Source organism: Roseivivax sp. (assembly GCF_054552075.1).
In genome coordinates this window covers 107,019-128,605 of the sequence record NZ_JBTOLZ010000007.1, presented here as the reverse complement: position 1 = coordinate 128,605, position 21,587 = coordinate 107,019, and the positions used below count along the sequence as shown (strand labels likewise).

20 protein-coding genes are annotated in these 21,587 nt (G+C 68.6%); 6 read left to right on the top strand and 14 right to left on the bottom strand.

The genetic code is table 11. The features are described from left to right. From ACX938_RS07910 to fdhF, 7 genes are all read right to left on the bottom strand, one after another. Positions 1 to 1,299 (bottom strand): ABC transporter substrate-binding protein, encoded by a 1,299-nt coding sequence (locus ACX938_RS07910; RefSeq protein ID WP_232754249.1) that lies wholly within the window; start codon positions 1,297 to 1,299, stop codon positions 1 to 3. Positions 1,300 to 1,358: 59 nt separating this feature from the next. Then, the gene (locus ACX938_RS07905; RefSeq protein ID WP_232754250.1) at positions 1,359 to 2,435 is read right to left on the bottom strand and encodes a branched-chain amino acid ABC transporter permease; all 1,077 of its coding nucleotides are present in this window, start codon (positions 2,433 to 2,435) and stop codon (positions 1,359 to 1,361) included. A gap of 86 nt (positions 2,436 to 2,521) precedes the next feature. After that, complete coding sequence (locus tag ACX938_RS07900) at positions 2,522 to 3,475, bottom strand: branched-chain amino acid ABC transporter permease (protein ID WP_232754251.1); 954 nt, start codon at positions 3,473 to 3,475, stop codon at positions 2,522 to 2,524. Positions 3,476 to 3,589: 114 nt separating this feature from the next. Continuing rightward, positions 3,590 to 4,408 (bottom strand): ABC transporter ATP-binding protein, encoded by an 819-nt coding sequence (locus ACX938_RS07895; RefSeq protein WP_459430646.1) that lies wholly within the window; start codon positions 4,406 to 4,408, stop codon positions 3,590 to 3,592. Positions 4,409 to 4,477: 69 nt separating this feature from the next. Beyond that, positions 4,478 to 6,454: an AMP-binding protein gene (locus ACX938_RS07890; protein ID WP_232754253.1), complete on the bottom strand. Its 1,977-nt coding sequence runs from the start codon at positions 6,452 to 6,454 to the stop codon at positions 4,478 to 4,480. A gap of 313 nt (positions 6,455 to 6,767) precedes the next feature. After that, positions 6,768 to 6,926: a hypothetical protein gene (locus ACX938_RS07885; RefSeq protein WP_232754254.1), complete on the bottom strand. Its 159-nt coding sequence runs from the start codon at positions 6,924 to 6,926 to the stop codon at positions 6,768 to 6,770. Positions 6,927 to 7,196: 270 nt separating this feature from the next. Continuing rightward, positions 7,197 to 9,980 (bottom strand): formate dehydrogenase subunit alpha, encoded by a 2,784-nt coding sequence (gene fdhF / locus ACX938_RS07880; RefSeq protein WP_459430645.1) that lies wholly within the window; start codon positions 9,978 to 9,980, stop codon positions 7,197 to 7,199. Positions 9,981 to 10,172: 192 nt separating this feature from the next. Here fdhF and ACX938_RS07875 point away from each other — a divergent pair, with 192 nt between their 5' ends. Both ACX938_RS07875 and ACX938_RS07870 read left to right on the top strand, forming a co-directional pair. Next, the gene (locus ACX938_RS07875; protein WP_459430644.1) at positions 10,173 to 10,829 is read left to right on the top strand and encodes a histidine phosphatase family protein; all 657 of its coding nucleotides are present in this window, start codon (positions 10,173 to 10,175) and stop codon (positions 10,827 to 10,829) included. A gap of 48 nt (positions 10,830 to 10,877) precedes the next feature. Next, on the top strand, positions 10,878 to 11,219 hold the full coding sequence (locus ACX938_RS07870; RefSeq protein ID WP_232754257.1) for a DUF2794 domain-containing protein: 342 nt from the start codon (positions 10,878 to 10,880) through the stop codon (positions 11,217 to 11,219). A 111-nt stretch (positions 11,220 to 11,330) separates the two neighbouring features. Here the strand turns inward: ACX938_RS07870 and speB are convergent, their stop codons facing one another. The 4 genes from speB to ACX938_RS07850 all read right to left on the bottom strand — a co-directional run bounded on the left by speB (position 11,331) and on the right by ACX938_RS07850 (position 14,979). Further along, positions 11,331 to 12,299, bottom strand: coding sequence for an agmatinase (gene speB, locus ACX938_RS07865; RefSeq protein ID WP_459430643.1), 969 nt, complete (start codon positions 12,297 to 12,299; stop codon positions 11,331 to 11,333). Continuing rightward, positions 12,296 to 13,135, bottom strand: a complete 840-nt coding sequence (locus tag ACX938_RS07860; RefSeq protein WP_459430642.1) for a C40 family peptidase — start codon at positions 13,133 to 13,135, stop codon at positions 12,296 to 12,298. Before ACX938_RS07860 ends, speB begins: the two co-directional genes overlap by 4 nt. Continuing rightward, entirely contained in the window at positions 13,135 to 14,520 is a 1,386-nt protein-coding gene (locus ACX938_RS07855; protein ID WP_459430641.1) for a leucyl aminopeptidase family protein, read from the bottom strand. Before ACX938_RS07855 ends, ACX938_RS07860 begins: the two co-directional genes overlap by 1 nt. Before the next feature lie 78 nt (positions 14,521 to 14,598). Next, positions 14,599 to 14,979, bottom strand: a complete 381-nt coding sequence (locus ACX938_RS07850) for a hypothetical protein (protein WP_232754261.1) — start codon at positions 14,977 to 14,979, stop codon at positions 14,599 to 14,601. A 148-nt stretch (positions 14,980 to 15,127) separates the two neighbouring features. On the opposite strand from ACX938_RS07850, the gene ACX938_RS07845 reads away from it, so the two are divergent. Further along, the gene (locus ACX938_RS07845; RefSeq protein WP_232754262.1) at positions 15,128 to 15,781 is read left to right on the top strand and encodes a carbonic anhydrase; all 654 of its coding nucleotides are present in this window, start codon (positions 15,128 to 15,130) and stop codon (positions 15,779 to 15,781) included. A 132-nt stretch (positions 15,782 to 15,913) separates the two neighbouring features. Here the strand turns inward: ACX938_RS07845 and ACX938_RS07840 are convergent, their stop codons facing one another. The 3 genes from ACX938_RS07840 to ACX938_RS07830 all read right to left on the bottom strand — a co-directional run bounded on the left by ACX938_RS07840 (position 15,914) and on the right by ACX938_RS07830 (position 18,566). Then, positions 15,914 to 16,228, bottom strand: coding sequence for a hypothetical protein (locus tag ACX938_RS07840; RefSeq protein WP_232754263.1), 315 nt, complete (start codon positions 16,226 to 16,228; stop codon positions 15,914 to 15,916). 338 nt (positions 16,229 to 16,566) lie between these two features. After that, positions 16,567 to 17,589 (bottom strand): aspartate-semialdehyde dehydrogenase, encoded by a 1,023-nt coding sequence (locus tag ACX938_RS07835; RefSeq protein WP_232754264.1) that lies wholly within the window; start codon positions 17,587 to 17,589, stop codon positions 16,567 to 16,569. Between the two features lie 134 nt (positions 17,590 to 17,723). Continuing rightward, positions 17,724 to 18,566, bottom strand: a complete 843-nt coding sequence (locus ACX938_RS07830; protein ID WP_232754265.1) for an LOG family protein — start codon at positions 18,564 to 18,566, stop codon at positions 17,724 to 17,726. A 726-nt stretch (positions 18,567 to 19,292) separates the two neighbouring features. Here ACX938_RS07830 and dapD point away from each other — a divergent pair. The 3 genes from dapD to ACX938_RS07815 all read left to right on the top strand — a co-directional run bounded on the left by dapD (position 19,293) and on the right by ACX938_RS07815 (position 21,541). Next, positions 19,293 to 20,120, top strand: a complete 828-nt coding sequence (gene dapD / locus ACX938_RS07825; protein WP_232754266.1) for a 2,3,4,5-tetrahydropyridine-2,6-dicarboxylate N-succinyltransferase — start codon at positions 19,293 to 19,295, stop codon at positions 20,118 to 20,120. Positions 20,121 to 20,195: 75 nt separating this feature from the next. Next, the gene (locus ACX938_RS07820; protein WP_459430640.1) at positions 20,196 to 21,251 is read left to right on the top strand and encodes a sodium:calcium antiporter; all 1,056 of its coding nucleotides are present in this window, start codon (positions 20,196 to 20,198) and stop codon (positions 21,249 to 21,251) included. A gap of 41 nt (positions 21,252 to 21,292) precedes the next feature. Further along, on the top strand, positions 21,293 to 21,541 hold the full coding sequence (locus ACX938_RS07815) for a GlsB/YeaQ/YmgE family stress response membrane protein (RefSeq protein WP_232754268.1): 249 nt from the start codon (positions 21,293 to 21,295) through the stop codon (positions 21,539 to 21,541). Positions 21,542 to 21,587 lie beyond the last annotated feature (46 nt).

The window sequence follows — 21,587 nt, the reverse complement described above, 5'->3', positions numbered from 1 at the left end:
TCAGTTGGTGGCCGAGCATTCCTCGTTGGTGGGCCAGGGCGCGTTCTCGTCGGCGTATTCGGTCGCCTTGGCCGAGATCAGGTCCTGGTAGGTGTCGGTATTGGCGTTCATCAGGTCCGAGACCTTCACGAACTGCTCGCCGTCCCATTCCAGCATCCAGCCGCCGGAGTGGCCGGTGTGGTTGGCGCAGGAGGTCGAGAAGGGCGGCACCATGCCGTCAAGACCGAGCTCGGTGATCCGCTCCTCGGTCATGTTGATGTTCTCGAGGCCCCAGCGCAGCTGCGCGGCGTCGATCTCGGCGGTGCCGTATTCCTCCTGGGCGGTGCGGATGCCCTCGGCCAGGATCGCCGAGATCACGATCCCGCGCGAGTAGAACACGCCCGAGGATTCCTCGGGGTTGGTGTTCGACAGGCCCGCGTCGATCACATGCTCGCGGATGTCCTGCATCACCGGCGCTTCGAGGTTCGGGAAGGACCAGGAGATCGACTTGTAGCCCTTGCCATCCTCGCCGACGAGGCGCAGGTCGGCGTCATGCCCGGCCCACCAGACGCCGATGAAGTTCTCCATCGGGAACTTGGTCTTCACCGCCTCGGTGATGGCGCCGGCGTTCATCGCGCCCCAGCCCCACATCACCACGTAGTCGGGACGCTCGCGGCGGATCTGCAGCCACTGCGCCGACTGGTTCTGCATTTCCTTCAGGCCCACCGGGATCGGCAGCAGCTCGAAGCCCTTGTTCTCGGAGAGCGTCTCGAGAAGCGGCAGCGGCTCCTTGCCGTAGGGGTGGTCGAGATGCAGGAAGGCGACCTTCTTGCCCTCGAGCGAGCCCTCTTCCTCGAGGTATTGCACGATCATCGAGGCCGCGTCCCAGTAGCCGGCGGGCATGTTGAAGGCCCACTGGAAGACCGTGCCGTCGGCCATCGGCGAGAAGCCGTAGCCCGGCGCCAGGATCGGGATCTCGTCGACGTTGGTCTTGGGCAGGACCTGCAGGGTGATGCCGGTCGACCAGGGCTGGGTCACGATCGCCTTGCCCTTGGTCTTCTCGTAGCACTCCACGCCCTTCTCGGTGGAATAGCCGGTCTCGCATTCCTCGGCGTTGACCGTCAGCCCGCCGATGCCGCCGTCGCGTTCGTTCAGCATGGTGAAATAGTCGGCCTGGCCGTTCATCAGCGGGATGCCGGTGGCGGCAAAGGGGCCGGTCCGGTAGGCGAGGTTCGGAACGTAAAGCTCCTGAGCGACCGCCGCCGTGCCGAGCGTCGTGCCCAGAACCGCCGCGGTGGCCAGTTTGGTGATGGTCTTCATCGGGTATCCTCCCTTGGATGTGACCCCGGTTGTCCGGGTTTTGCTGTTGGGCCGCCCGCTCAGTGCGGGAAGGGCCAGATGATCAGCTTCTCACGAATGAGCCGCCAAAGCTGCGCCAGACCGTGGGGCTCCACGATCAGGAAGAAGATGATGAGCCCGCCGACGATCATGACGTTGAGGTGCTCGACCATGGCCGAGGAGATCGGCAGCCCCAGCGCCGAGGGCACCAGGTTCAAGACCACCGGCAGGCCGACGATCAGGATCGCGCCCAGGTAGTTGCCGAGGATCGAGCCCAGCCCGCCGATGATCGCGATGAAGAGCACCTGGAAGCTCAGCGGGATGTCGAAGACATTGGGCTCCGCCGCGCCTTTCCACATGAAGACGTAAAGTGCGCCCGCCACGCCCACGATGTAGGAGGAGATCGCGAAGGCCACGAGCTTGGAGCGCATCAGGTTGATGCCGATCAGCTCGGCCGCGATGTCCATGTCGCGGGTCGCCTTCCAGGTCCGCCCGAGGTTGCCGCGGGTCAGGTTGATGCAAAGGATCGACATCAGCGTCACCACCCCCAGCACCAGGTAGTATTGCGTCACCGAGGCCGCCTGCGGGCCCGAGACATAGAGCCCGAAGATGTCGAGGTTCGGCACCTGGATCGCGCCCGAGGCGTTGTAGTTGTAGAGCCAGGCCCATTTCTCGAAGAGCCAGACCAGGAAGAACTGCGCCGCCAGCGTCGCGATGGCGAGGTAGAAGCCCTTGATCCGGAGCGAGGGGATGCCGAAGACCACGCCCACCCCGGCCGAGAACACGCCCGACAGCAGGATCGCCACGATCGGGTTCATCCAGGGGAAGATGGTGATCAGCTTGTAGCAGGCATAGGCGCCCACCCCCATGAAGGCCCCGGTCCCGAGCGAGAGCTGCCCGGCATAGCCCGTCAGGATGTTCAGCCCCATGGCCGCCAGCGCGTAGATCAGGATCGGGATCAGCAGCGTCTGGAAGGCGAACTCCGAGGCGGTGAGCGGGAAGATGAGATAGGCGAAGACGAGGATCACCCCGAGAAGGATCGCATCCTGCCGGACCGGGAACAGCGCCTGGTCGGCGGTGTAGCTGGTCTTGAACTGTCCTGCCGTGCGGTAGAGCATCTTTGGGTCTTTCCGTTAATCGTCTGCCGGGATGCGGGGCCGGGGCCGCGCGTCGGGGGGTGTGGGGTGGCGGGCCGAGGCCCGCCCTAGACCCTCTCGATGATGCGTTCCCCGAAGAGGCCCTGCGGCCGGAAGAGAAGCACGATCAGCGCCAGCACGAAGGCGAACCAGGTCTCGGTGTTGCCGCCGAGGAAAGGCTGGCCCCAGTAGATCTCGAAGAGCTTCTCGAGCATGCCGATCATCAAGCCGCCGACGATGGCGCCGGTGATGCTTTCGAGGCCGCCCAGCATGAGCACCGGCAGCGCCTTGTAGGCGATGACCTCGAGCGCGAAGCTGACGCCCGCCCGGGCGCCCCAGGCGATGCCGGTGACCAGCGCGATGATGCCCGCGATGAACCAGACCAGCACCCAGATCGTCTGCAGCGAGATGCCGACCGAAAGCGCCGCCTGGTGGTCGTCGCCCAGCGCCCGGATCGCCCGGCCCATCTGGGTGTAGTTGAGGAAGGCCAGGAGCCCCGCGACCAGGAGCGTCGCCACCACCACCACGGTGATGTCGAGGTGCTGCAGGATCAGGAGACCGCCCCAGGGCTCCAGCACCGTGTCGCCGGTCGGGATGCCCAGTTCCTCGCTGATCATCACCTTGTTCTCGCCGCCGAAGATCGTCTCGCCCAGGCCGATCAGGAAGAGCGTGATGCCGATGGTTGCCATGAACAGGATGATGTCGGGCTGGCCCACCAGCGGGCGCAGCACCACCCGTTCGATGGTCACCGCCAGGACGAACATCACCGCAAGGGTCAGCGCCACCGCGATCCAGGCGGGCACGCCCATGGCGTGCAGCCCGACCAGGGTCAGCGCGGCGAAGACCACCATGATGCCCTGCGCGAAGTTGAAGATCCGGCTCGAGCGGAAGATCAGCACGAAGCCCAGCGCGATCAGCGCGTAGAGCACGCCCGAGACCAGCCCTTCCCAGAGCACCTGGAGAAAGAAGTCCGGCGCCGTGGCCATGTCGACGAATGGCTGGATCAGAAAGTCGTAAAGCATGCCGCCCCCTCAGGCTGTGCGGCGGGGACCGGGGCCCGCGCCGCCTTTTGGTTCTGCTGGTTCCGCTGGTTCTGCTCTGGGATGCGGGTCAGGGCCCCGCCGCCCGGCTGCGCCTCAGTCATGCGACACCCCCAGGTAGGCATCGATCACGTCCTGGTTGCCGCGCACCTCGTCGGGCGTGCCGTCGCCGATCTTCTTGCCGTAATCCATGACGACCACCCGGTCGGAGAGGTCCATGACCACGCCCATGTCGTGCTCGATCAGCGCGATGGTGGTGCCGAACTCGTCGTTCACGTCCAGGATGAAGCGGCTCATGTCCTCCTTCTCCTCGACGTTCATGCCCGCCATGGGCTCGTCGAGCAGCAGAAGCGAGGGCTCCGCGGCCAGCGCGCGGGCCAGTTCGACCCGCTTCTTGAGGCCGTAGGGCAGCCGTCCGACCGGCGTCTTGCGGATGTTCTGGATCTCGAGGAAGTCGATCACGCGCTCGACCTTCTCGCGGTTGTCCATCTCCTCGTCGCGGGCGCGCCCCCACCAGAGCGCCTGCGAGAAGACGCCCGAATGCATGTGGGTCAGCCGGCCCGTCATCACGTTGTCGAGCACGGTCATGCCCTCGAAGAGCGCGATGTTCTGGAAGGTCCGGGCGACGCCCATGCGGGCGACCTCGAAGGGCTTCATCTGCGGGCGCTTGGAGCCCTTGTAGAAGACCTCGCCCTCGGAGGGCGTGTAGAAGCCCGAGATCACGTTCAGCATCGAGGACTTGCCGGCCCCGTTCGGGCCGATGATGGCGCGGATCTCGCCTTCGCGGATGTCGAAGGAGATGTCGTTGATCGCCACCACGCCGCCGAAGCGCAGGGTGATGTTCTTCATCTCCATCAGCACGCCGCCGATCTGGCGGCCGTCGGCCGTGGTGTAGCCTTCGGAGCTGTCAAGCATGGGCGCTCTCCTTCTCGGGGCGGGCCGATGTCTGCGGGGCGGGGCGGTCTGCGGCGCTGGCGCGGGGGCTCATTCCGCCGCCTCCAGCGTCTTGGCGGTGACAGGCACGACCTTGGGCTCGCGGGCGTAGAGCGTCGCCTTGATCTTGCCCTTGCGGCCGTCCTCGTAGGTCACTTCGGTCTCGGTGTAGACGCTGTCGTCGCCGGCATAGAGACCCTCCACGAGGTCGGCGTATTTCTCGGCGATGATCTTGCGGCGCACCTTGCGGGTGCGGGTCAGCTCGCCGTCGTCGGCGTCCAGCTCCTTGTGCAGCACGAAGAAGCGATGGATCTGGCAGCCCGAGAGCATCTCGTCCTGGGCGACGCTGGCGTTCACCTCCTCGACATGGGCCTGGATGGTGTCGAGCACCTCGCGGTTCTGCGCCAGCTCCTGGTAGCTCGCATAGGCGATGTTGTTGCGCTCGGCCCAGTTGCCGACGGCGGTCAGGTCGATGTTGATGAAGGCCACGCAGCGGTCGCGGCCCGAGCCGAAGACCACCGCCTCGAGGATGTTGGGGTAGAACTTGAGCTTGTTCTCCACGTATTTTGGCGCGAAGAGCGCCCCGTCGGCCATCTTGCCCACGTCCTTGGCGCGGTCGATGATCCGCAGGTGGCCGGTGTCCTCCTCGATGAAGCCCGCGTCGCCGGTGGCGACCCAGCCCTCGGGGTCCTTGGTGTCGGCGGTCGACTCGGCGTTCTTGTAGTATTCCACGAAGGTGCCGGGCGAGCGGTAGTAGACCTCGCCGCTCTCGCCGATCTTCAGCTCGACCCCGGGCGAAGGCACACCCACCGTGTCCGAGCGGACCTCGCCGTCGGGCTGCTGGGTGATGAAGACCGAGGCCTCGGTCTGGCCGTAAAGCTGCTTCAGATTGATCCCGAGCGCGCGGTAGAAATCGAAGATCTCCGGGCCGATCGCCTCGCCGGCGGTATAGCCCACGCGCACCCGGCTGAAGCCCAGCGCGTTCTTCAGGGGCCCGTAAACCATGAACTCGCCGAGGCGGTATTTCAGCCGGTCGAGCGCGCCGACGGGATGGCCGTCGAGGATCCGCGGGCCGATGCCGCGGGCGTGGTTCAGGAAGTAGTGGAAGAGCTTCTGCTTGAGCTTCCCGCTGTCCTCCATGCGGATCATGATCTGCGTCAGCTGCGTCTCGAAGACCCGCGGCGGCGCGAAGTAGTAGGACGGCGCGATCTCGCGCAGGTCGGTCATCATCGTGTCCGCGCTTTCGGGACAGTTGACGCAGAAGGCCGCCCAATAGGCCTGCCCGATCGAGAAGATGAAGTCGCCGACCCAGGCCATGGGCAGGTAGGCGAGCACTTCCTCGCTTTCGCTCAGGTGGTCGAAGCTGCAGGAGGCCTTGGCGGTCTCGATGATGTTGCGGTTGGACAGCACCACGCCCTTGGGCTTGCCGGTGGTGCCCGAGGTATAGAGCATCACGCAGGTGTCGTCGTAGCCGATCGCCTCTTCGCGGGCCTTCAGCTCGGCGCCCAGCTCGGAGCGCGCGGCGCGGCCCTCGGCCTGCACCTGGTCGAAGGCGAAGAGCGCCGAATGGTCGTATTTCCGCAGGCCCCGCGGGTCGAGGTAGATCATCCGCTCGAACTCGGGCAGCCGGTCCTGGATCTCGATCACCTTGTCGACCTGTTCCTGGTCGCTGGCGATCACCAGCTTGGCGCCGCAGTGATCGAGCACATAGGCCATCTCTTCGGCGACCGCGTCCTGGTAGAGCGGCACCGGGATCGCGCCGACCATCTCGGCGGCGACGACGGACCAGTAGAGATACGGACGGTTGCGGCCGATGATGGCGATGAAGTCGCCCTTCTGGACGCCCATCTTGAGCAGCCCTAGCGCCAGCGCCTCGATCTCGTCGGCGGCCTCGGACCAGCTCCAGCTTTGCCAGATGCCGAATTCCTTTTCGCGGTAGGCCGGGCGCGATCCGAAACGCGCCGCGTTGCGCCGCAACAGTGCGGGAACCGACCGCAGGTCGCCTGCGGCCTCGGACGATTGTGCCAAACTTTCTCCTCCCCGGAGGCCGTTTACCGGCCCCTCTCAGCCAAGACCGGCGGGGGTTGCCGCCGGGTCCTCCGCAAGGCTCGGAATGTATTAGGTCCGCTGCGGACCCTCCGGTCAAGGCTCGCGTGACGCTTGAGGGAAAAAAATTGAACGGGCATTAAATTAATGCAGTGAGAAGCGGCGGATGCGGGGGCCGCGGGCCCGGTTAAAATCCGCGTGATGCAGGGAAAATTCGCCAAAACCGGCATACATTTTGGCCTGTGGATGATTCGCCCTGGTGCGTTCGGCAGGGGGTCTGCGGGCGCTGGTGGCGCTACCAGACCATGGGCCGGAGCAGCGGCAGGACAAGCGCGGCGGCCACGCCGACACCCACGCCCAGCGCCAGCCGCATCCAGGCGCGCCCCAGCCTATGCGACAGGAGCGAGAGGCAACCGCAGATCGCGGCGTAATAGGTGACCGAAACCGGATCCATCGGCGCAGTCTAGGCCAGCCCCGCCCACCGGTCCAGCGCGGGGCGCGCGTGGGTGAGGGGTGGCTGGCGGTGCCGTGCGACGAGAGAGAGGGGCCAGCCGTCCCTTACGAGGAGACGGCCAAGCCAATTGGCGCGGAGACGAGCGAAGCGCGGGAGAGAAGCCTGACGCGCGCCGAGCGTGGGCGCTTGGCCCCCTTCGCGCCGCTCAGGCTCCAAGCCGCGCGCTCTAGCCCCACCCGCACACGGCGGGCGGCGCCGCGGCCCCCGCCCCTACTCCGCCGCCGCGCGGGTCTCGGCGGCTTCGATCCGCACCGCGGAATACTTGAACTCGGGGATCTTGCCGAAGGGATCGAGCTGCGGGTTGGTCAGCACGTTGGCCGCCGCCTCGACGAAGGCGAAGGGCATGAAGGCCGTGCCCGGCGCCACGTTGCGGTCGGCCCGGGCCATGACCTCGAGGCTGCCGCGCCGGGTCGTCAGCCGCACCAACCCACCCGGGGCCACGCCCATCTCGCGCAGGGTCGCGGGATGCAGCGAACAGGTCGCCTCGGGCTCCACCGCGTCAAGCGTCACCGACCGACGGGTCATCGAGCCGGTGTGCCAATGCTCGAGCTGCCGCCCGGTAATCAGGATCATCGGGTAATCCGCGTCCGGCGTCTCGGCCGGCGGGGTGACGCGGGCGGGGGTGAACTTGGCCCTGCCCGCGCGGCGCGGGAAGCCGTCGCCGAAGACCACCGACTGGCCGGGGTCCTCGGGGCCGAGGCAGGGGTAGCTCACCGCGCCCTCGGCCTCGAGCCGCTTCCAGGTGATGTGGTGCAGCGCCCGCATCGACATCTTCATCTCGTCGAAGACCTCGCGCGGGTCGTCGTAGTCCCAATCGAGCCCGATGCCGCGCGCCAGGTCGACCAGGATCTCCCAGTCCTGCCGCGCCTCGCCGGGGGGCGTCACCGCCTGGCGCACCACCTGAACCGTGCGGTTGGTGTTGGTCACCGTGCCGGACTTCTCGTAGAGCGCCGAGGCCGGCAGGATCACATCGGCGAACATCGCCGTCTCGGTCAGGAAGATGTCCTGCACCACCAGGTGATCGAGCTTGGCCAGCGCCCGGCGGGCGTGGTCGACGTCGGGGTCGGACATGGCAGGGTTCTCGCCCAGGACATACATGCTGCGGATTTCGCCGCGGTAGACCCGGTCCATGATCTCGACCACGGTCAGCCCCGGTTCGGCGTCGATCTCGGTGCCGCGCCAGATGTGGCGGAAGAGCTCGCGCACCTCGCGGTCGGTCACCGACTGGTAGTCCGGCATGACCTGCGGGATCAGCCCCGCGTCCGAGGCGCCCTGGACGTTGTTCTGCCCGCGCAGGGGATGCAGCCCGGTGCCCGGCCGCCCGACGTGACCGCAGAGGAGCGCCAGCGAGATCAGGCAGCGCGAGTTGTCGGTGCCGTGGATGTGCTGGCTGACGCCCATGCCCCAGAAGATCATCCCCGAGCGGGCCCGCGCGAAGCTGCGCGCGACGGTGCGGATGGTCTCGGCGTCGATGCCGCAGATCTCGGCCATCTTCTCGGGCGGGAAGGCGCGGATGTGGTCGCGGAACTCGAAGAAGCCCTCGGTGAAGCCCTGGACGTATTGCAGGTCGTAGAGCTTCTCCTCGACGATCACATGCATCATGGCGTTCAGCAGCGCCACGTCGGTGCCGGGGCGGAATTGCAGGTTGTGCGCGGCATGGCGCTTCAGCCCGTTCTGCAGCCGCGGGTCGATGACGATGAGCTCGCCGCCGCGCTTGGCGAACTGCTTGAAGTAGGTCGCGGCGACGGGGTGGTTCTCGGTCGGATTGGCGCCGATCACGATGGCGATGTCGGCGCTCTCGATCTCGTTGAAGCTGGCGGTCACCGCGCCCGAGCCCACGTTCTCCATCAGCGCGGCCACCGAGGAGGCGTGGCAAAGCCGGGTGCAATGGTCGACGTTGTTGTGCCCGAAGCCCTGGCGGATCAGCTTCTGGAACAGATAGGCCTCTTCGTTGGTGCATTTGGCCGAGCCGAAACCCGCCACCGCGCGGCCGCCGTAATACGAGCGGATGTCCACCAGCCCATGCGCGGCGACCTCGAGCGCCTCTTCCCAGCTCGCTTCCCGGAAATGTGTCCAGGGATCGGCGGGGTCGACGTTCAGCCCCTTGTCGGGGGCGTCCTTGCGGCGGATCAGCGGCTTGGTCAGCCGGTGGGCGTGGCGGATGTAGTCGAAGCCGAAGCGGCCCTTGACGCAGAGCCGGCCTTCGTTGGCGGGGCCGTTGATGCCCTCGACGTCGCGGACCTGGCCGTCCTTGATCTTCAGCGAGACCTGGCAGCCGACGCCGCAGAAGGCGCAGACCGAGGCGACCTCTTCGTCGTAATCCGCGCTGTCGCCGACCTCCTGGGCGTCGAGCACCGAGGCCGGCATCAGCGCCCCGGTCGGGCAGGCCTGCACGCATTCGCCGCAGGCCACGCAGGTCGAGGCGCCCATCGGGTCGTCCTGGTCGAAGACCGGGAAGGCGTCGTGCCCGCGCCCGCCCATGCCGAGGACGTCGTTGACCTGCACGTCGCGGCAGGCCCGGACGCAGAGGTTGCACTGGATGCAGGCGTCGAGGTTGACCCGCATGGCGACATGGCTGTCGTCAAGGAGCGGGATGCGGTCGGCCTCGAGCGTCGGGAAGCGGCTTTCCGCGACGCCCGCGGCCTCGGCCATCTTCCAGAACTGCGAGGAGCGGTCATGCGCGGCCGCCTGCTCCGGCTGGTCGGCCATGAGCATCTCGATCACCAGCCGCCGGGCGCTTTCGGCGCGCGGGGTGGCGGTGCGGACCTCCATGCCCTCGGTCGCGGTGCGGATGCAGGAGGCGGCCAGCGTGCGCTCGCCCTCGATCTCGACCATGCAGGCGCGGCAGTTGCCGTCCGGGGCATAGCCCGGCTCGGGCCGGTGGCAGAGATGCGGGATCACCAGGCCCCGGCCATGCGCCGCCTCCCAGATTGTGGTGCCTGCGGGCACCTCGACCGTGTCGCCGTCGAGCGTGAAGCGGATCGTCTCTGCCATGGTCGTCCTCCCGGTCTGACCCCGGGTGTAGCGGCTTCCTCCGCGCCCTGCCCGGGTCATTTCCGACGCCTCGGCCGGATTTTGCGCCCTGGGGTTTCCGATCCGCGTCGCCCCGAGCGGGCCGGCGGACGGTTTTCCCCGACGCCGCCATAGGATAACCGGTCGGGGCATTCCCCAACAAGGCGGCGCAGCATGACCCAGATCCTTCTTGTCCGGCACGGGCAGGCCAATTCCGCCGCCCGCGACGAGGCCGATTACGACCGGCTGAGCCCCCTGGGCCGCGAACAGGCGCGCTGGCTCGGGGCGCATCTGCGCGATTGCGGCGAGCGCTTCGCGCGGGCGACCTCGGGGACGCTGCGCCGCCAGGCCGAAACCCTGCGCGAGATGGATGTGGCCGAGAGCCCGCCGGAACAGGACCCGCGGCTGAACGAGCTCGAGTATTTCACCATGGCCCAGGCTTTCGAGGCCGAACACGGCGTGCCCATGCCGCCCGACCGCCCGGCCTTCCTGCGCCATCTGCCGGCGATGTTCGGCGCCTGGTCGCGCGGCGAGATCGCCGGCGCGCCCGAACCCTTCGAGGCCTTCGAGACCCGCGTGGCCGAGGCCCTGGCCGACCTGGCGCGCGGCCGCGGGCCGGTGGTGGCGGTGACCTCGGGCGGGGTGATCGGCATGGCGCTGAAGGTGGCGCTGCGGCTCGACGTGGCGGCGCTGTCGCATCTCTGCCTGTCGATCGAGAACAGCTCGATCCACCGGCTGATGGTGCTGCCCGAGGGGCTGGCGCTGGCGCAGTTCAACGCCTGCCCGCATCTCGAGCCGCGCGGGCGGCGGCAGTCGCGCACGCATCTCTGAGGCGGGAACACGCTTGATTTTGGGCGCCGCCCCTCGCAAGTTTTGAGGATGAACTCGCTCACGCCCTTTCCCGGCCGCCCCGAGCACACCGAGACGGTGATGTTCCATCGCATCGAGTTGAACGAAATCCTGTCGATCTACGGACGCATGGTCGCGGCCGGGGAGTGGCGGGACTACGGCATCTCCTCGCTGCGCGACGCGGCGGTCTTCTCGGTCTTCCGCCGGGCGGCGGAACACCCGATCTACCGCATCGAGAAACGCCCGAAGCTGCGCAACCGGCAGGGCATGTATTCGGTGCTGGGCATGGATGGCCAGGTGCTGAAGCGCGGGCAGGACCTGCGCGCGGTGCTGCGGGTGCTGGAGCGCAAGCTGATCCGCGCGGTGGAGTGACGGGGGGCTGTGATGAGGAGCGATGAGGGCGGCGCGGCCGGGGCCGCGCGCCGTTTGATCGCCCCTTCTTAGATAACGATCTTATCTAAGATCGTTATCGAAACCCTTTAATTAAAGGTTTCGATTCTCCGACAGCATCGCGCAAAGAAGTTCAAACATGATTGAAACGCCCAAAAAGGCGGTGCCGCCGCTTGCGTCGAAGGGCGGCGAGACCTCGACCATGTCGGCGCCGACGATCTGCAGCCCGGCCAGCTCGCGGCAGACCGAGAGCGCCTCGAAGGCATTCGGGCCGCCGACCTCCGGCGTGCCGGTGCCGGGCGCGAAGGCCGGGTCCACGAAGTCGATGTCGTAGCTGACGTAGGTCGGCCCGCTGCCCGCGATCTCGCGCGCCTCGGCCATGACGTCGGGGATGCCGCGGGCGAAGAACTCCTCGATCGGGATCACGCGGATGCCCTCGGCGCGGGCGAAATCGCGGTCCTCCATGTCGTAGGCCGTGCCGCGGATGCCGATCATCACCACCCGCTTGGGATCCAGCAGCCCCTCCTCCACGGCGCGGCGGAAGGGCGTGCCATGGGTGTATTTGGTGCCGCCGAAATAGCCTTTGTAGAGGTCCGTGTGGCTGTCGAAATGCACCATGCCCAGCGGCGCCTCGGCGGCCAGCGCGCGCAGGATCGGCAGGCTGCTCAGGTGGTCCCCGCCGGCGGTCAGCGGGCGGATGCCCGCGGCGCGGAGCTCCTTGTAGAAGGCGGTGATCCGCTCGAGCGGGTCGGGAATGTCAGCCGGATTCGGGCCGACATCGCCCAGGTCGGCGCAGCGGGCGGCCTCAAAGGGGCGCAGCCCGCTGACCGGGTGCTGGGCGCGGATCATCGTCGAGGCGTCGCGCAGCTGGCGCGGCCCGTGGCGCGGGCCGGGGCGGTTGGTGGTGCCGCTGTCCCAGGGCACGCCGGTCAGGCCGATCTCGACCTCGGAGAAGCGCGCGTGGCCGGGCGGCACATGTGGCAGGCGCATGAAGGTCGGCACCCCGGCAAAGCGCGGCAGCTCGAAGCCCGAGACCGGGTGGAAGAAATCGTCCTGGCTCATGGCGTCTCCTTGGCGGGCAGGCGGATATGGGCGGTGACGGGGCCGTCACCCTGGGCGGCGATCCGGGCCACGGCGGAGGCGCGGTCCTCGTAGGCCACGGCCATGTGGTGCGCATTGGCGTGCAGGAGGGTCTCGGCGTCCGTGACCCAGGCGACGTGGCCTTTCCAGAACAACAGATCCCCGCGTGCGGCGGGGGCCTTGGAGGCAAAGGGCGCGAAGGCCGCCTCCTGCAGGTCGCTGTCGCCGGGGCAGGCGCGCCCGGCGGCGGCAAGCGCGATCTGCACGAGGCCCGAGCAGTCGATCCCGAAGGCGGAGTTGCCGCCCCAGAGGTAGGGCGTGCCGAGCAGCGTCTCGGCCAGGGCCACCGGGTCGGGGACGGGGCTGTCCAAGGGCACAAGGTGCACCGCCGGGACGAAGCCCTGCGGTGTCTCGCAGAAGCTGCCGGAGGTGGCCTCGACCGTGAGGGCCGCGCCGAGGCTCAGGCTGAGGCGTTCGGGCGATTTCATGTCGGGGGCACTGTAGACATGGGTGGCGCGCGCGGCGACGCGGTGGGTGGGCGCCGGGGCCGGGCCCAGCGCCTCGGCGCGGATATACCCGACGTAGCCGTCGGCCTCGGCGCGCAGGAAGACCCAGCCGTCCGCGCGGTCGATCTCGGTCACCAGGGCGCCCATCAGGAGCTGCCGGTCGCGGGGCCCGCCGGGCGCGGCGCAGAGATCCGCCAGAGGTGCCGTGACCCGGAGCGCCTTGCCCGGCACCTCGCGCGCGCCCGAAGGCGCGCCGGGTGTCCCGGCGAGCGCCGCCCGGGCATTGGCCGGCAGGAGCCGCCGGTCGGGCATCACAGGCCCAAAAGCTCGGGCAGCGCGCCCAGGATCGCGCGCGGGCCCTGGCCGATCCCCCCCTTGCTGCGGCCCGGCGCGGGCGCGGGCTGCCAGCCGTAGATGTCGAAATGCGCGTAGCGCGGCGTGTCGGTCACGAAGCGCCGCAGGAAGAGCGCCGCGGTGATCGCGCCTGCAAAGCCGCCCTTGGGCGCATTGTCGAGATCCGCCACCCCCGGCTCGATCATCGCCTCGTAGGGCGCGTGGAAGGGCAGCGGCCAGACCGGGTCGGCGGCGCCTTCGGCCGAAGCCGCCAGCGCCGTGGTGATCGCGGTGTCGGTGGCGAAGAAGGGCGCGAGGTCCGGGCCCACGGCGACCCGCGCCGCGCCGGTCAGCGTCGCCATGGAGAGCATCAGGTCCGGCCCCTCCTCGTCGGCCAGGGCCAGCGCGTCGGCCAGGACCAGCCGGCCCTCGGCGTCGGTGTTGTTGATCTCCACCGTCAGCCCCTTGCGCGAGGTCAGTATGTCCTGCGGGCGGAAGCTGTCCGAGGAGACCGAGTTCTCCACCGCCGGGATCAGCACCCGCAGGCGCAGCTTCAACCCGAGCGCCATGATCGCCTGGGCGAGGCCCAGCACGTTGGCGGCACCGCCCATGTCCTTTTTCATCAGCCCCATCGAGGAGGCCGGCTTGAGGTTCAGCCCGCCGGTGTCGAAGCAGACGCCCTTGCCGACCAGCGTCAGAAGCGGGCCTTCCGCGCCCCAGCGCATGTCGATCAGGCGCGGCTCCTGGGCGGCGGCGCGGCCGACCGCGTGGATCATCGGGAAGTTCTTGTCGAGCAGCGCCTGCCCGGTGGTCACCTCGATGCCCGCGTCGAAGCGCTTGGCCAGCGTGCGGGCGGCGGCCTCGAGCTCTTCGGGGCCCATGTCGGCGGCGGGGGTGTTGATCAGGTCGCGGGTCAGGGCCTCGGCCTCGGCCAGCACCTCCACGCGGGCGGCGTCCACGCCTTCGGGGGCAATGAGCGCGCCGACGCTGGGGCTCTGGTCGCGGTAGCGCGAGAAGCCGTAGCCGGAGAGGAGCCAGCCCAGCGCCTCGGCCTCGGCCACCTCGGCCGGCAGGCCCGAGGCCACGCACAGGGTCTGCCCGGCCAGACGCGGCGCGGCGGCGGCCAGCGGGAAGCGCTGGCGCGCGCGCTGCGCGGCATTGCCGTAGCCCGCGAGCGCGGCCCGCGGCTTGCCTTCCCCGTCGGGGATCAGGAGCGCCTCGCCCAGCGCCCCGTCGAAGCCCGAGGCCGCGACCCAGGCGCGGGTGCGGGCGTCCTGGCCTTCGGCCCAGGCCGCGGCGCCGCCCTGTTCGATCAAGTGAAGGTCGATGGCGGCGCTGTCTTCCGACGCGAAACGAAGCGGCATGGAGTCCTCGTGCTGGCTGAATTCCGGCGCCAGCCTAGCGGCCGTATCCGCAGCGGCAAGGGGCTTGACCCCCGCCAGTCAGACCGTCGCCGCGTCATGGTTCCAGAGCGCGTAGAGCGAACGTTCCCCGACCCGCAGGAGCCGCGCCAGCGTCGCCGCCAGCGCCACCGCATCGCCCGCCGCCAGGCAGGCGCGGATGTCGCCCGCGCTGCGCAGAAGCCCGGTCATGCCGGTTGCGCGGGCATGCACCGCGACCCGGGCGGCGGCCTGGTCAAGCGCCGTCCAGTCCTGCCGCGACCAGGCGCGTTCGGCCTCGGCCAGCCCGCGCGCCAGCGCCTCCATCGCGCGGCAGACCGCCTCTTCGGCGCCCTGCGGATCGCGCGCGGCGCAGAAGCGCACCAATGTTTCCGTATCCAGTCGTGCCGGTTCCTCCGGCGCCAGACGTGTCACCTGAGCCATGACAACCCCTTGCCTCAAAACCCCCATACCCGGGATCAGTTAGGCCCGAGACCCTTCCCAAAAGGTTTCGCCGCACCGGCTTTTCCCCTCGAATTCCTTGAAAAACGATCCTATTCAAGGCGCCACCTCGCTTGCGAAGGAGACCGAGATGCAACACGCGCGCCCCCTGCCCGGCTACCTGGTGACCCGCTACCACGGCTGGAAGGCGACGACCTACGCCGAGAACAGTTCCTGGTACCGGCGGCTCGCCACCGAGGGCCAGCGCCCGCGCGCCATGGTGATTTCCTGCTGCGACAGCCGGGTGCATGTGACCTCGATCTTCGGCGCCGACCAGGGCGAGTTCTTCATTCACCGCAACATCGCCAACCTGGTGCCGCCCTATGAGCCCGACGGCAACCAGCACGGCACGTCCGCCGCGGTGGAATACGCGGTGACCGCGCTCAAGGTCTCGCATCTGATCGTGCTGGGCCATTCGAGCTGCGGCGGGGTGCAGGGCTGCCTCGACATGTGCTCCGGCAAGGCGCCCCAGCTCGAGGAGACCTCGAGCTTCGTGGGCCGCTGGATGGACCTGCTGCGCCCGGGCTACGAGCGCGTGAAGGAGCGTGGCCTGCCCGAGGCCGAGGCGCCCCGTGCGCTCGAGAAGGAAGCGGTGCTGGTCAGCCTCGAGAACCTGATGACCTTCCCCTTCGTGAAGGAGGCGGTGGACAGCTCGGCCTTGTCGCTGCACGGGCTCTGGACCGACATCGGCGAAGGCGGGCTGCAGTATTACGACACCGACAAGCGCGTCTTCCAGCCGGTCTGAGCGCCGGTCTCGGTGTCTATTTGCGCGCCAGCCCGAGTGCCTGGCTGCGCGCCAGTCTGGGCGTCTAGTTGCGCGCCGGTCTGCGCGCCGGCCCGAATGCCTATCTCCGCGCCGGTCTGACCGTCGCCTCTCTCAGACCAGCCAGCCGGTCCGGCCCTCGCGGCCGATCCGGAGCTGCGGTCGTCCGAGGCGGCGGGCCAGCTCGATCAGCGGGTGCCCGAGGTCGCGCCCGGTGCAGAGCGGCCGCTCCGCCTCGCGGGCGATGACCACCAGCCGCCCGTCGCGGAACTCCAGCCGGTAGCCGCGCGCGCCCAGCGCCGCGCGGAGCCCCTGCCAGCTGCGCGCATGGGCGAAGATCGGTCCGAGGAAGCCGCGGATCAGCGCCGCGGTCTCGCAGTCGATGTGACCGGGAAGGAAATCCTCCGGCCCACCGGAGGGGGATGCCATCTGTTGCATTGGTTTTGCCCGTTTTTCTGCCTGTCTTGGAGTGTGACAGAGAATCGGCGCGCGAATATGGCCGATCCGGGCCTTTTTCCGGCAATGTGTCGCTATGGTTACCATTTGCGCCCCTCGGGTGGGGCGTTCGGGGCGGGTGCGTTGCCGAAGGCGCGACGGTTTCGGCGCCTGCCGCCGGGCCTGACTGCGACCTGAGACCGCCACCCGGCGCAGATCCTGTGGGCGGGCACAGCAGGCCCCCAAGATCCGACCGCATCCCCCAAAAGAAACGCCGCCGCCCGAGGACCCCGGGCGGCGGCGCGCTGTCAACAATCCCCGTCGGGCCGGGATCAGGCCTTCTTCAGCACCCGGTTGCCCAGCGTCTCGGCGATCTGAACCGCGTTCAGCGCCGCGCCCTTGCGCAGGTTGTCCGAAACGCACCAGAAGTTCAGACCGTTCTCGATGGTCGAATCCTGACGGATGCGGCTGATGAAGGTGGCGAAATCGCCGACGCATTCGACCGGCGTGACGTAGCCGCCGTCCTCGCGCTTGTCGATCACCATGATGCCGGGCGCCTCGCGCAGGATGTCGCGGGCCTCGTCCTCGTCGAGGAACTCCTCGGTCTCGATGTTGATCGCCTCGGCGTGGCCGACGAAGACCGGCACGCGCACGCAGGTCGCGGTGAGCTTGATCGAGCTGTCGACGATCTTCTTGGTCTCGGCGACCATCTTCCACTCTTCCTTGGTGGAGCCGTCCTCGAGGAAGACGTCGATATGCGGGATCACGTTGAAGGCGATCTGCTTGGGATAGACCTTGGGCTTCACCTCGTCGGTGGGGTTGTAGACCGCCTTGGTCTGGTCCCAGAGCTCGTCCATGGCATCCTTGCCCGAGCCCGAGACCGACTGGTAGGTCGAGACCACCACGCGCTTGATCTTGGCGCGGTCGTGCAGCGGCTTCAGCGCCACCACCATCTGCGCGGTCGAGCAGTTGGGGTTGGCGATGATGTTCTTCTTGGCATAGCCCTCGACGGCCTCGGGGTTCACCTCGGGCACGATCAGCGGCACGTCCGGGTCGTAGCGGTAGAGCGAGGAGTTATCGATCACCACGCAGCCCGCCTCGGCGGCCTTGGGGGCGTATTTCTTGGTGGCATCCGAGCCGATGGCGAAGAGCGCCATGTCCCAGCCGGTGAAGTCGAAGGTGTCGAGGTCTTGGGTCTTCAGCGTCTGGTCCCCGAAGCTGACCTCGGTGCCGAGCGAGCGGCGCGAGGCCAGGACGGCCAGCTCGTCGACCGGAAACTCGCGCTCGGCGAGGATGTTCAGCATTTCGCGGCCCACGTTGCCGGTGGCGCCGACGACGGCGATTCTATAGCCCATCAGATCCCTCCTTGGGTCTTGGCTTCGGTCAGGTCCGGGCGGCGTGCCCGGCGCGAGATTGGCGCGCTAACTAGCGCAGCCGGGGGCGGACGGAAAGGGGGCACCGATGCGGCGCCCCCGCTCCGGGGCTCGGGTCAGCGGTCGGGAATGCGGTCGCGGGCCGGCTCGACGGGCCATTTCGCGATCTCCTCGAGCGCCTCGTCGGCGGTCTCGACGAAGCGGAACAGCTCGAGGTCCTCGGCCCCGATGGTGCCCGCCTCGGCCAGCGCCTCCCAGTCGACGATGCGGCGCCAGAATTCCTCGCCGAAAAGCAGCACCGGCATCCGGTTCATCCGCCCGGTCTGGATCAGCGTCAGCGCCTCGAAGAGCTCGTCGAGCGTGCCGAAGCCGCCGGGGAAGACGCAGACCGCGCGGGCGCGCATCAGGAAGTGCATCTTGCGCAGCGCGAAGTAATGGAAGTTGAAGGCCAGCTCGGGCGTCACGTATTCGTTCGGCGCCTGTTCGTGCGGCAGCACGATGTTGAGCCCGATCGAGCGGCCGCCGGCCTCTTCGGCGCCGCGGTTGCCGGCCTCCATGACGCCGGGGCCGCCGCCGGTCACGATCACGTCGCGGCCGCCCAGGTGTTCGAGCGAATATTCCGTCATCCGACGGGAGAAGACGCGGGCCTCCTCGTAGTATTTCGACAGATCCGCCAGCGTCTTGGTCCGGGCCTTGTCGCGCTGGTCGGGCGCGGGGATGCGGGCGCCGCCGAAGAGCACCACGGTGGTCTCGATCCCCGCCTCGTCGAGCAGCATCTCGGGCTTCAGGAGTTCGAGCTGCAGCCGCACCGGGCGCAGCTCGGGCCGGCAGAGGAAATCGTCGTCGGTAAAGGCGAGCCTATAGGCCGGCGAGCGCGTCTGCGGCGTGTCCGGCACCTCGCGGGCGGCCTTGCGGTCGCGCCCGGCGTCGCGGAACTGGGTCTTGCGTCTGTCCTTCATCGGGCCTCTCGGTCACTGGTCGCCCCTGACCTAGCCCGCTTTGCCGGTGGCCGCCAGTGAGGTGGTGGGGGGTGGGGAAGAGTTGGGATGCGTGGAGCAGCCGGGCCGAACGAGGAAGCGGTGTGGAGCCCCCGCCTCGGCACAGTGACGACCGCCGACCACCCACGCGCGCCCTTGCGCCCGAATAGCATCAAAGATGCCGGGCGCGCGCCGGACCGGCCCGATGGGCCGGCGCTCTTGTGGGCGAAGCACACAGATCGCCCCTAGCCCTGACCTTGCGTGGATAAAGCGCATTGATCAGAGGTCAGCAGCGCCGGCCTCCGGTCCGGTGCGCGCCCTCCGTTGTCCTTGTTGCAAGGTGGTCGGGCCCTCCTGCCCGCGCACCGACGGCCTGCCCATTGCACCAAAGCGATCCGGTGCCGTCAGCGCGTCTTGCGCCCGAACAGCACCAAAGGTGCCGGGCGCGCACCGGACCGGCCCGATGGGCCGGCGCTCCATGGGGCGGCGCGCTCAGCTATCCCCTAGCCCTGACCTTGCGTGGATAAAGCGCCCCGCTCAGAGGTTGGCAGCGCCGGCCCCCGGTCCGGCGCGCGCCCTCCGTCGGGACCTGTGGCGCGGGAAGGCGCCCCCGCCCCTCACATCCGCCCCGCCACCGCGATACTTTTCGCCGCCCGGATCACAGGCTATGAGGGCGCAACAGCAGCACAACGCGAAGGACGGAACCCCATGGATATCGCCCAGCTCGAAACCGCGATCGAAACCGCCTGGGAGGGCCGCGCCGAGATCACCCCGGCCACCGGAGGCGAAACCCGCGAGGCCATCGAGGACACGCTGAACGCGCTCGACCGCGGTGAGCTCCGCGTCGCCGAGAAGCAGGCGAACGGCGACTGGCACGTCAACCAATGGGCCAAGAAGGCCGTGCTCCTGGGCTTCCGCATCAAGGACATGGAAATCCAGCCCGGCGGCCCGCAGGGCGGCGGCTGGTGGGACAAGGTCGACAGCAAGTTCAAGGGCTGGGGCGACAACCAGTGGCGCGCCGCGGGCTTCCGCGCGGTGCCGAACGCGGTGGTGCGCAAATCGGCCTATATCGCGCCCGGCGTGGTGCTGATGCCCTCTTTCGTGAACCTCGGCGCGCATGTCGACGAGGGCACCATGGTCGACACCTGGGCCACGGTCGGCTCCTGCGCGCAGATCGGCAAGAACGTGCACCTCTCGGGCGGCGTCGGCATCGGCGGCGTGCTCGAGCCCATGCAGGCCGGCCCCACGATCATCGAGGACAACTGCTTCATCGGCGCCCGCTCGGAAGTGGTCGAAGGCTGCATTGTGCGCGAGGGCTCGGTCCTCGGCATGGGCGTCTACATCGGCCAGTCCACCAAGATCGTCGACCGCGAGACCGGCGAGGTCTTCATGGGCGAGGTGCCGCCCTATTCGGTGGTGGTTTCGGGCTCCATGCCGACCAAGAACAACCTCAACCTCTACTGCGCGGTGATCGTGAAGCGCGTGGACGAGCGCACCCGCTCCAAGGTCGGCATCAACGAGCTTCTGCGCGACTGAGCGCGACCCCGCCCGCATCTTGCGGGAAACCAAAGCCCGGCCCGGTCGTTGTGCGAGGAATGACCGGGCCGCGCCATGATCTCTGAGCTATCCAATCCGCTTCTTTTCGGGGTCTTCGCCCTGGCCGCCCTGGCGGTGATCCTGGCCTCGATCCGGGCGACCGCGCTGGCCGACATCCTGGCCGACCGCACCCAGATCGGCGAGGCCATGGCCGGCGGGCTGATCCTCGGCGCGGCCACATCGCTGGCGGGCGTGGTGGTCTCGGTCAATGCCGCCTGGTCGGGCGACGGCAGCTACGCCTTCTCGAACGCCGTCGGCGGCATCGCGGCGCAGACGCTTTTCCTGGCCATCGCCGATCTCTTGCACCGGCGCGCCAACCTCGAACATGCCGCCGCCGAGCCCGCCAACCTGTTCCAGGCGGTGATGCTGATCGTGCTGCTGAGCATGCCGCTTCTCGCGATCTCGGGCCCGGACGTGGCCTACTTCGGCGTGCACCCGGTCTCGCTGGCGCTGTTTCTTGCCTATCTCGCGGGGGTGAAGCTGGCCTCCTCGGTGCGCGAGGACCCGATGTGGCGGCCGGTGCGCACCTCCGACACCCGCCACGACGAGCCCGAGGACACTGACGAACCGCAGAAATCCGCCCGCGGCCCGGCCATGAGCTTCGTCGGGCTGGTGGCCATCATGGGCCTCGGCGGCTGGGTCATCAGCCAGACCGGCGGTGTCTTCATCGAGCGCTTCTCGCTCTCCTCAAGCCTCGTCGGCGCGCTGGTCACCGCAGTCGTGACCTCGCTGCCCGAGTTCGTCACCACGCTGGTCGCCGTGCGCCGCGGCGCGCTGCAGCTCGCCGTGGGCGGCATCATCGGCGGCAATACCTTCGACACGCTCTTCCTGGTCGCCGCCGACATGGCCTATCGCGACGGCTCGATCTACCACGCGACGCAGGCCAACGACCTCTACTGGCTGGCCACGGGTCTCTTGATGACCGCGGTGCTTCTGGGCGGGCTGATCCTGCGCCAGCGCGAAGGCCCGGGCAGGATCGGCATCGAGAGCGTCTTGATGATGGGCATCTATCTGACCGCCATGGTGATCGAGATCTTCGCGCGCAGCCCCTCCGGCGCGGGCGGGAGCTGAGGTTTTTTCTTGAGGCATGACATGAGCAAAGGAGACGGGAGATGACAGGTATCGGCTGGTTCGCGGCCCTGATCGTCGGCGCCATCGCCGGCTGGATCGCGGAGAAGATCATGAAGGCGCGGCACGGGCTTCTGACGAACATCGTGCTCGGCATCCTCGGCGCGGTGGTGGGCAACTGGCTGCTCTACGCGCTGATCGACCGGACGCTGCACGGCTGGCAGGGCCAGCTGGTGGTCGGCGCCGGCGGGGCCTGCCTGCTGATCTGGCTGTGGCGGGCGATCCGGCGGTAGGGGTGGCTTGGGGGTGTTGGGGCGCTCGGGCCTGAAAGCCAGCCCA

Bases quoted from the DNA above. Each gene is read 5' to 3' on its own strand.
- ACX938_RS07910 (WP_232754249.1), bottom strand. From the start codon at position 1,299: ATGAAGACCATCACCAAACTGGCCACCGCGGCGGTTCTGGGCACGACG.
- ACX938_RS07905 (WP_232754250.1), bottom strand. From the start codon at position 2,435: ATGCTCTACCGCACGGCAGGACAGTTCAAGACCAGCTACACCGCCGAC.
- ACX938_RS07900 (WP_232754251.1), bottom strand. From the start codon at position 3,475: ATGCTTTACGACTTTCTGATCCAGCCATTCGTCGACATGGCCACGGCG.
- ACX938_RS07895 (WP_459430646.1), bottom strand. From the start codon at position 4,408: ATGCTTGACAGCTCCGAAGGCTACACCACGGCCGACGGCCGCCAGATC.
- ACX938_RS07885 (WP_232754254.1), bottom strand. From the start codon at position 6,926: ATGGATCCGGTTTCGGTCACCTATTACGCCGCGATCTGCGGTTGCCTC.
- fdhF (WP_459430645.1), bottom strand. From the start codon at position 9,980: ATGGCAGAGACGATCCGCTTCACGCTCGACGGCGACACGGTCGAGGTG.
- ACX938_RS07875 (WP_459430644.1), top strand. From the start codon at position 10,173: ATGACCCAGATCCTTCTTGTCCGGCACGGGCAGGCCAATTCCGCCGCC.
- ACX938_RS07870 (WP_232754257.1), top strand. From the start codon at position 10,878: ATGAACTCGCTCACGCCCTTTCCCGGCCGCCCCGAGCACACCGAGACG.
- speB (WP_459430643.1), bottom strand. From the start codon at position 12,299: ATGAGCCAGGACGATTTCTTCCACCCGGTCTCGGGCTTCGAGCTGCCG.
- ACX938_RS07860 (WP_459430642.1), bottom strand. From the start codon at position 13,135: ATGCCCGACCGGCGGCTCCTGCCGGCCAATGCCCGGGCGGCGCTCGCC.
- ACX938_RS07855 (WP_459430641.1), bottom strand. From the start codon at position 14,520: ATGCCGCTTCGTTTCGCGTCGGAAGACAGCGCCGCCATCGACCTTCAC.
- ACX938_RS07850 (WP_232754261.1), bottom strand. From the start codon at position 14,979: ATGGCTCAGGTGACACGTCTGGCGCCGGAGGAACCGGCACGACTGGAT.
- ACX938_RS07845 (WP_232754262.1), top strand. From the start codon at position 15,128: ATGCAACACGCGCGCCCCCTGCCCGGCTACCTGGTGACCCGCTACCAC.
- ACX938_RS07840 (WP_232754263.1), bottom strand. From the start codon at position 16,228: ATGGCATCCCCCTCCGGTGGGCCGGAGGATTTCCTTCCCGGTCACATC.
- ACX938_RS07835 (WP_232754264.1), bottom strand. From the start codon at position 17,589: ATGGGCTATAGAATCGCCGTCGTCGGCGCCACCGGCAACGTGGGCCGC.
- ACX938_RS07830 (WP_232754265.1), bottom strand. From the start codon at position 18,566: ATGAAGGACAGACGCAAGACCCAGTTCCGCGACGCCGGGCGCGACCGC.
- dapD (WP_232754266.1), top strand. From the start codon at position 19,293: ATGGATATCGCCCAGCTCGAAACCGCGATCGAAACCGCCTGGGAGGGC.
- ACX938_RS07820 (WP_459430640.1), top strand. From the start codon at position 20,196: ATGATCTCTGAGCTATCCAATCCGCTTCTTTTCGGGGTCTTCGCCCTG.
- ACX938_RS07815 (WP_232754268.1), top strand. From the start codon at position 21,293: ATGACAGGTATCGGCTGGTTCGCGGCCCTGATCGTCGGCGCCATCGCC.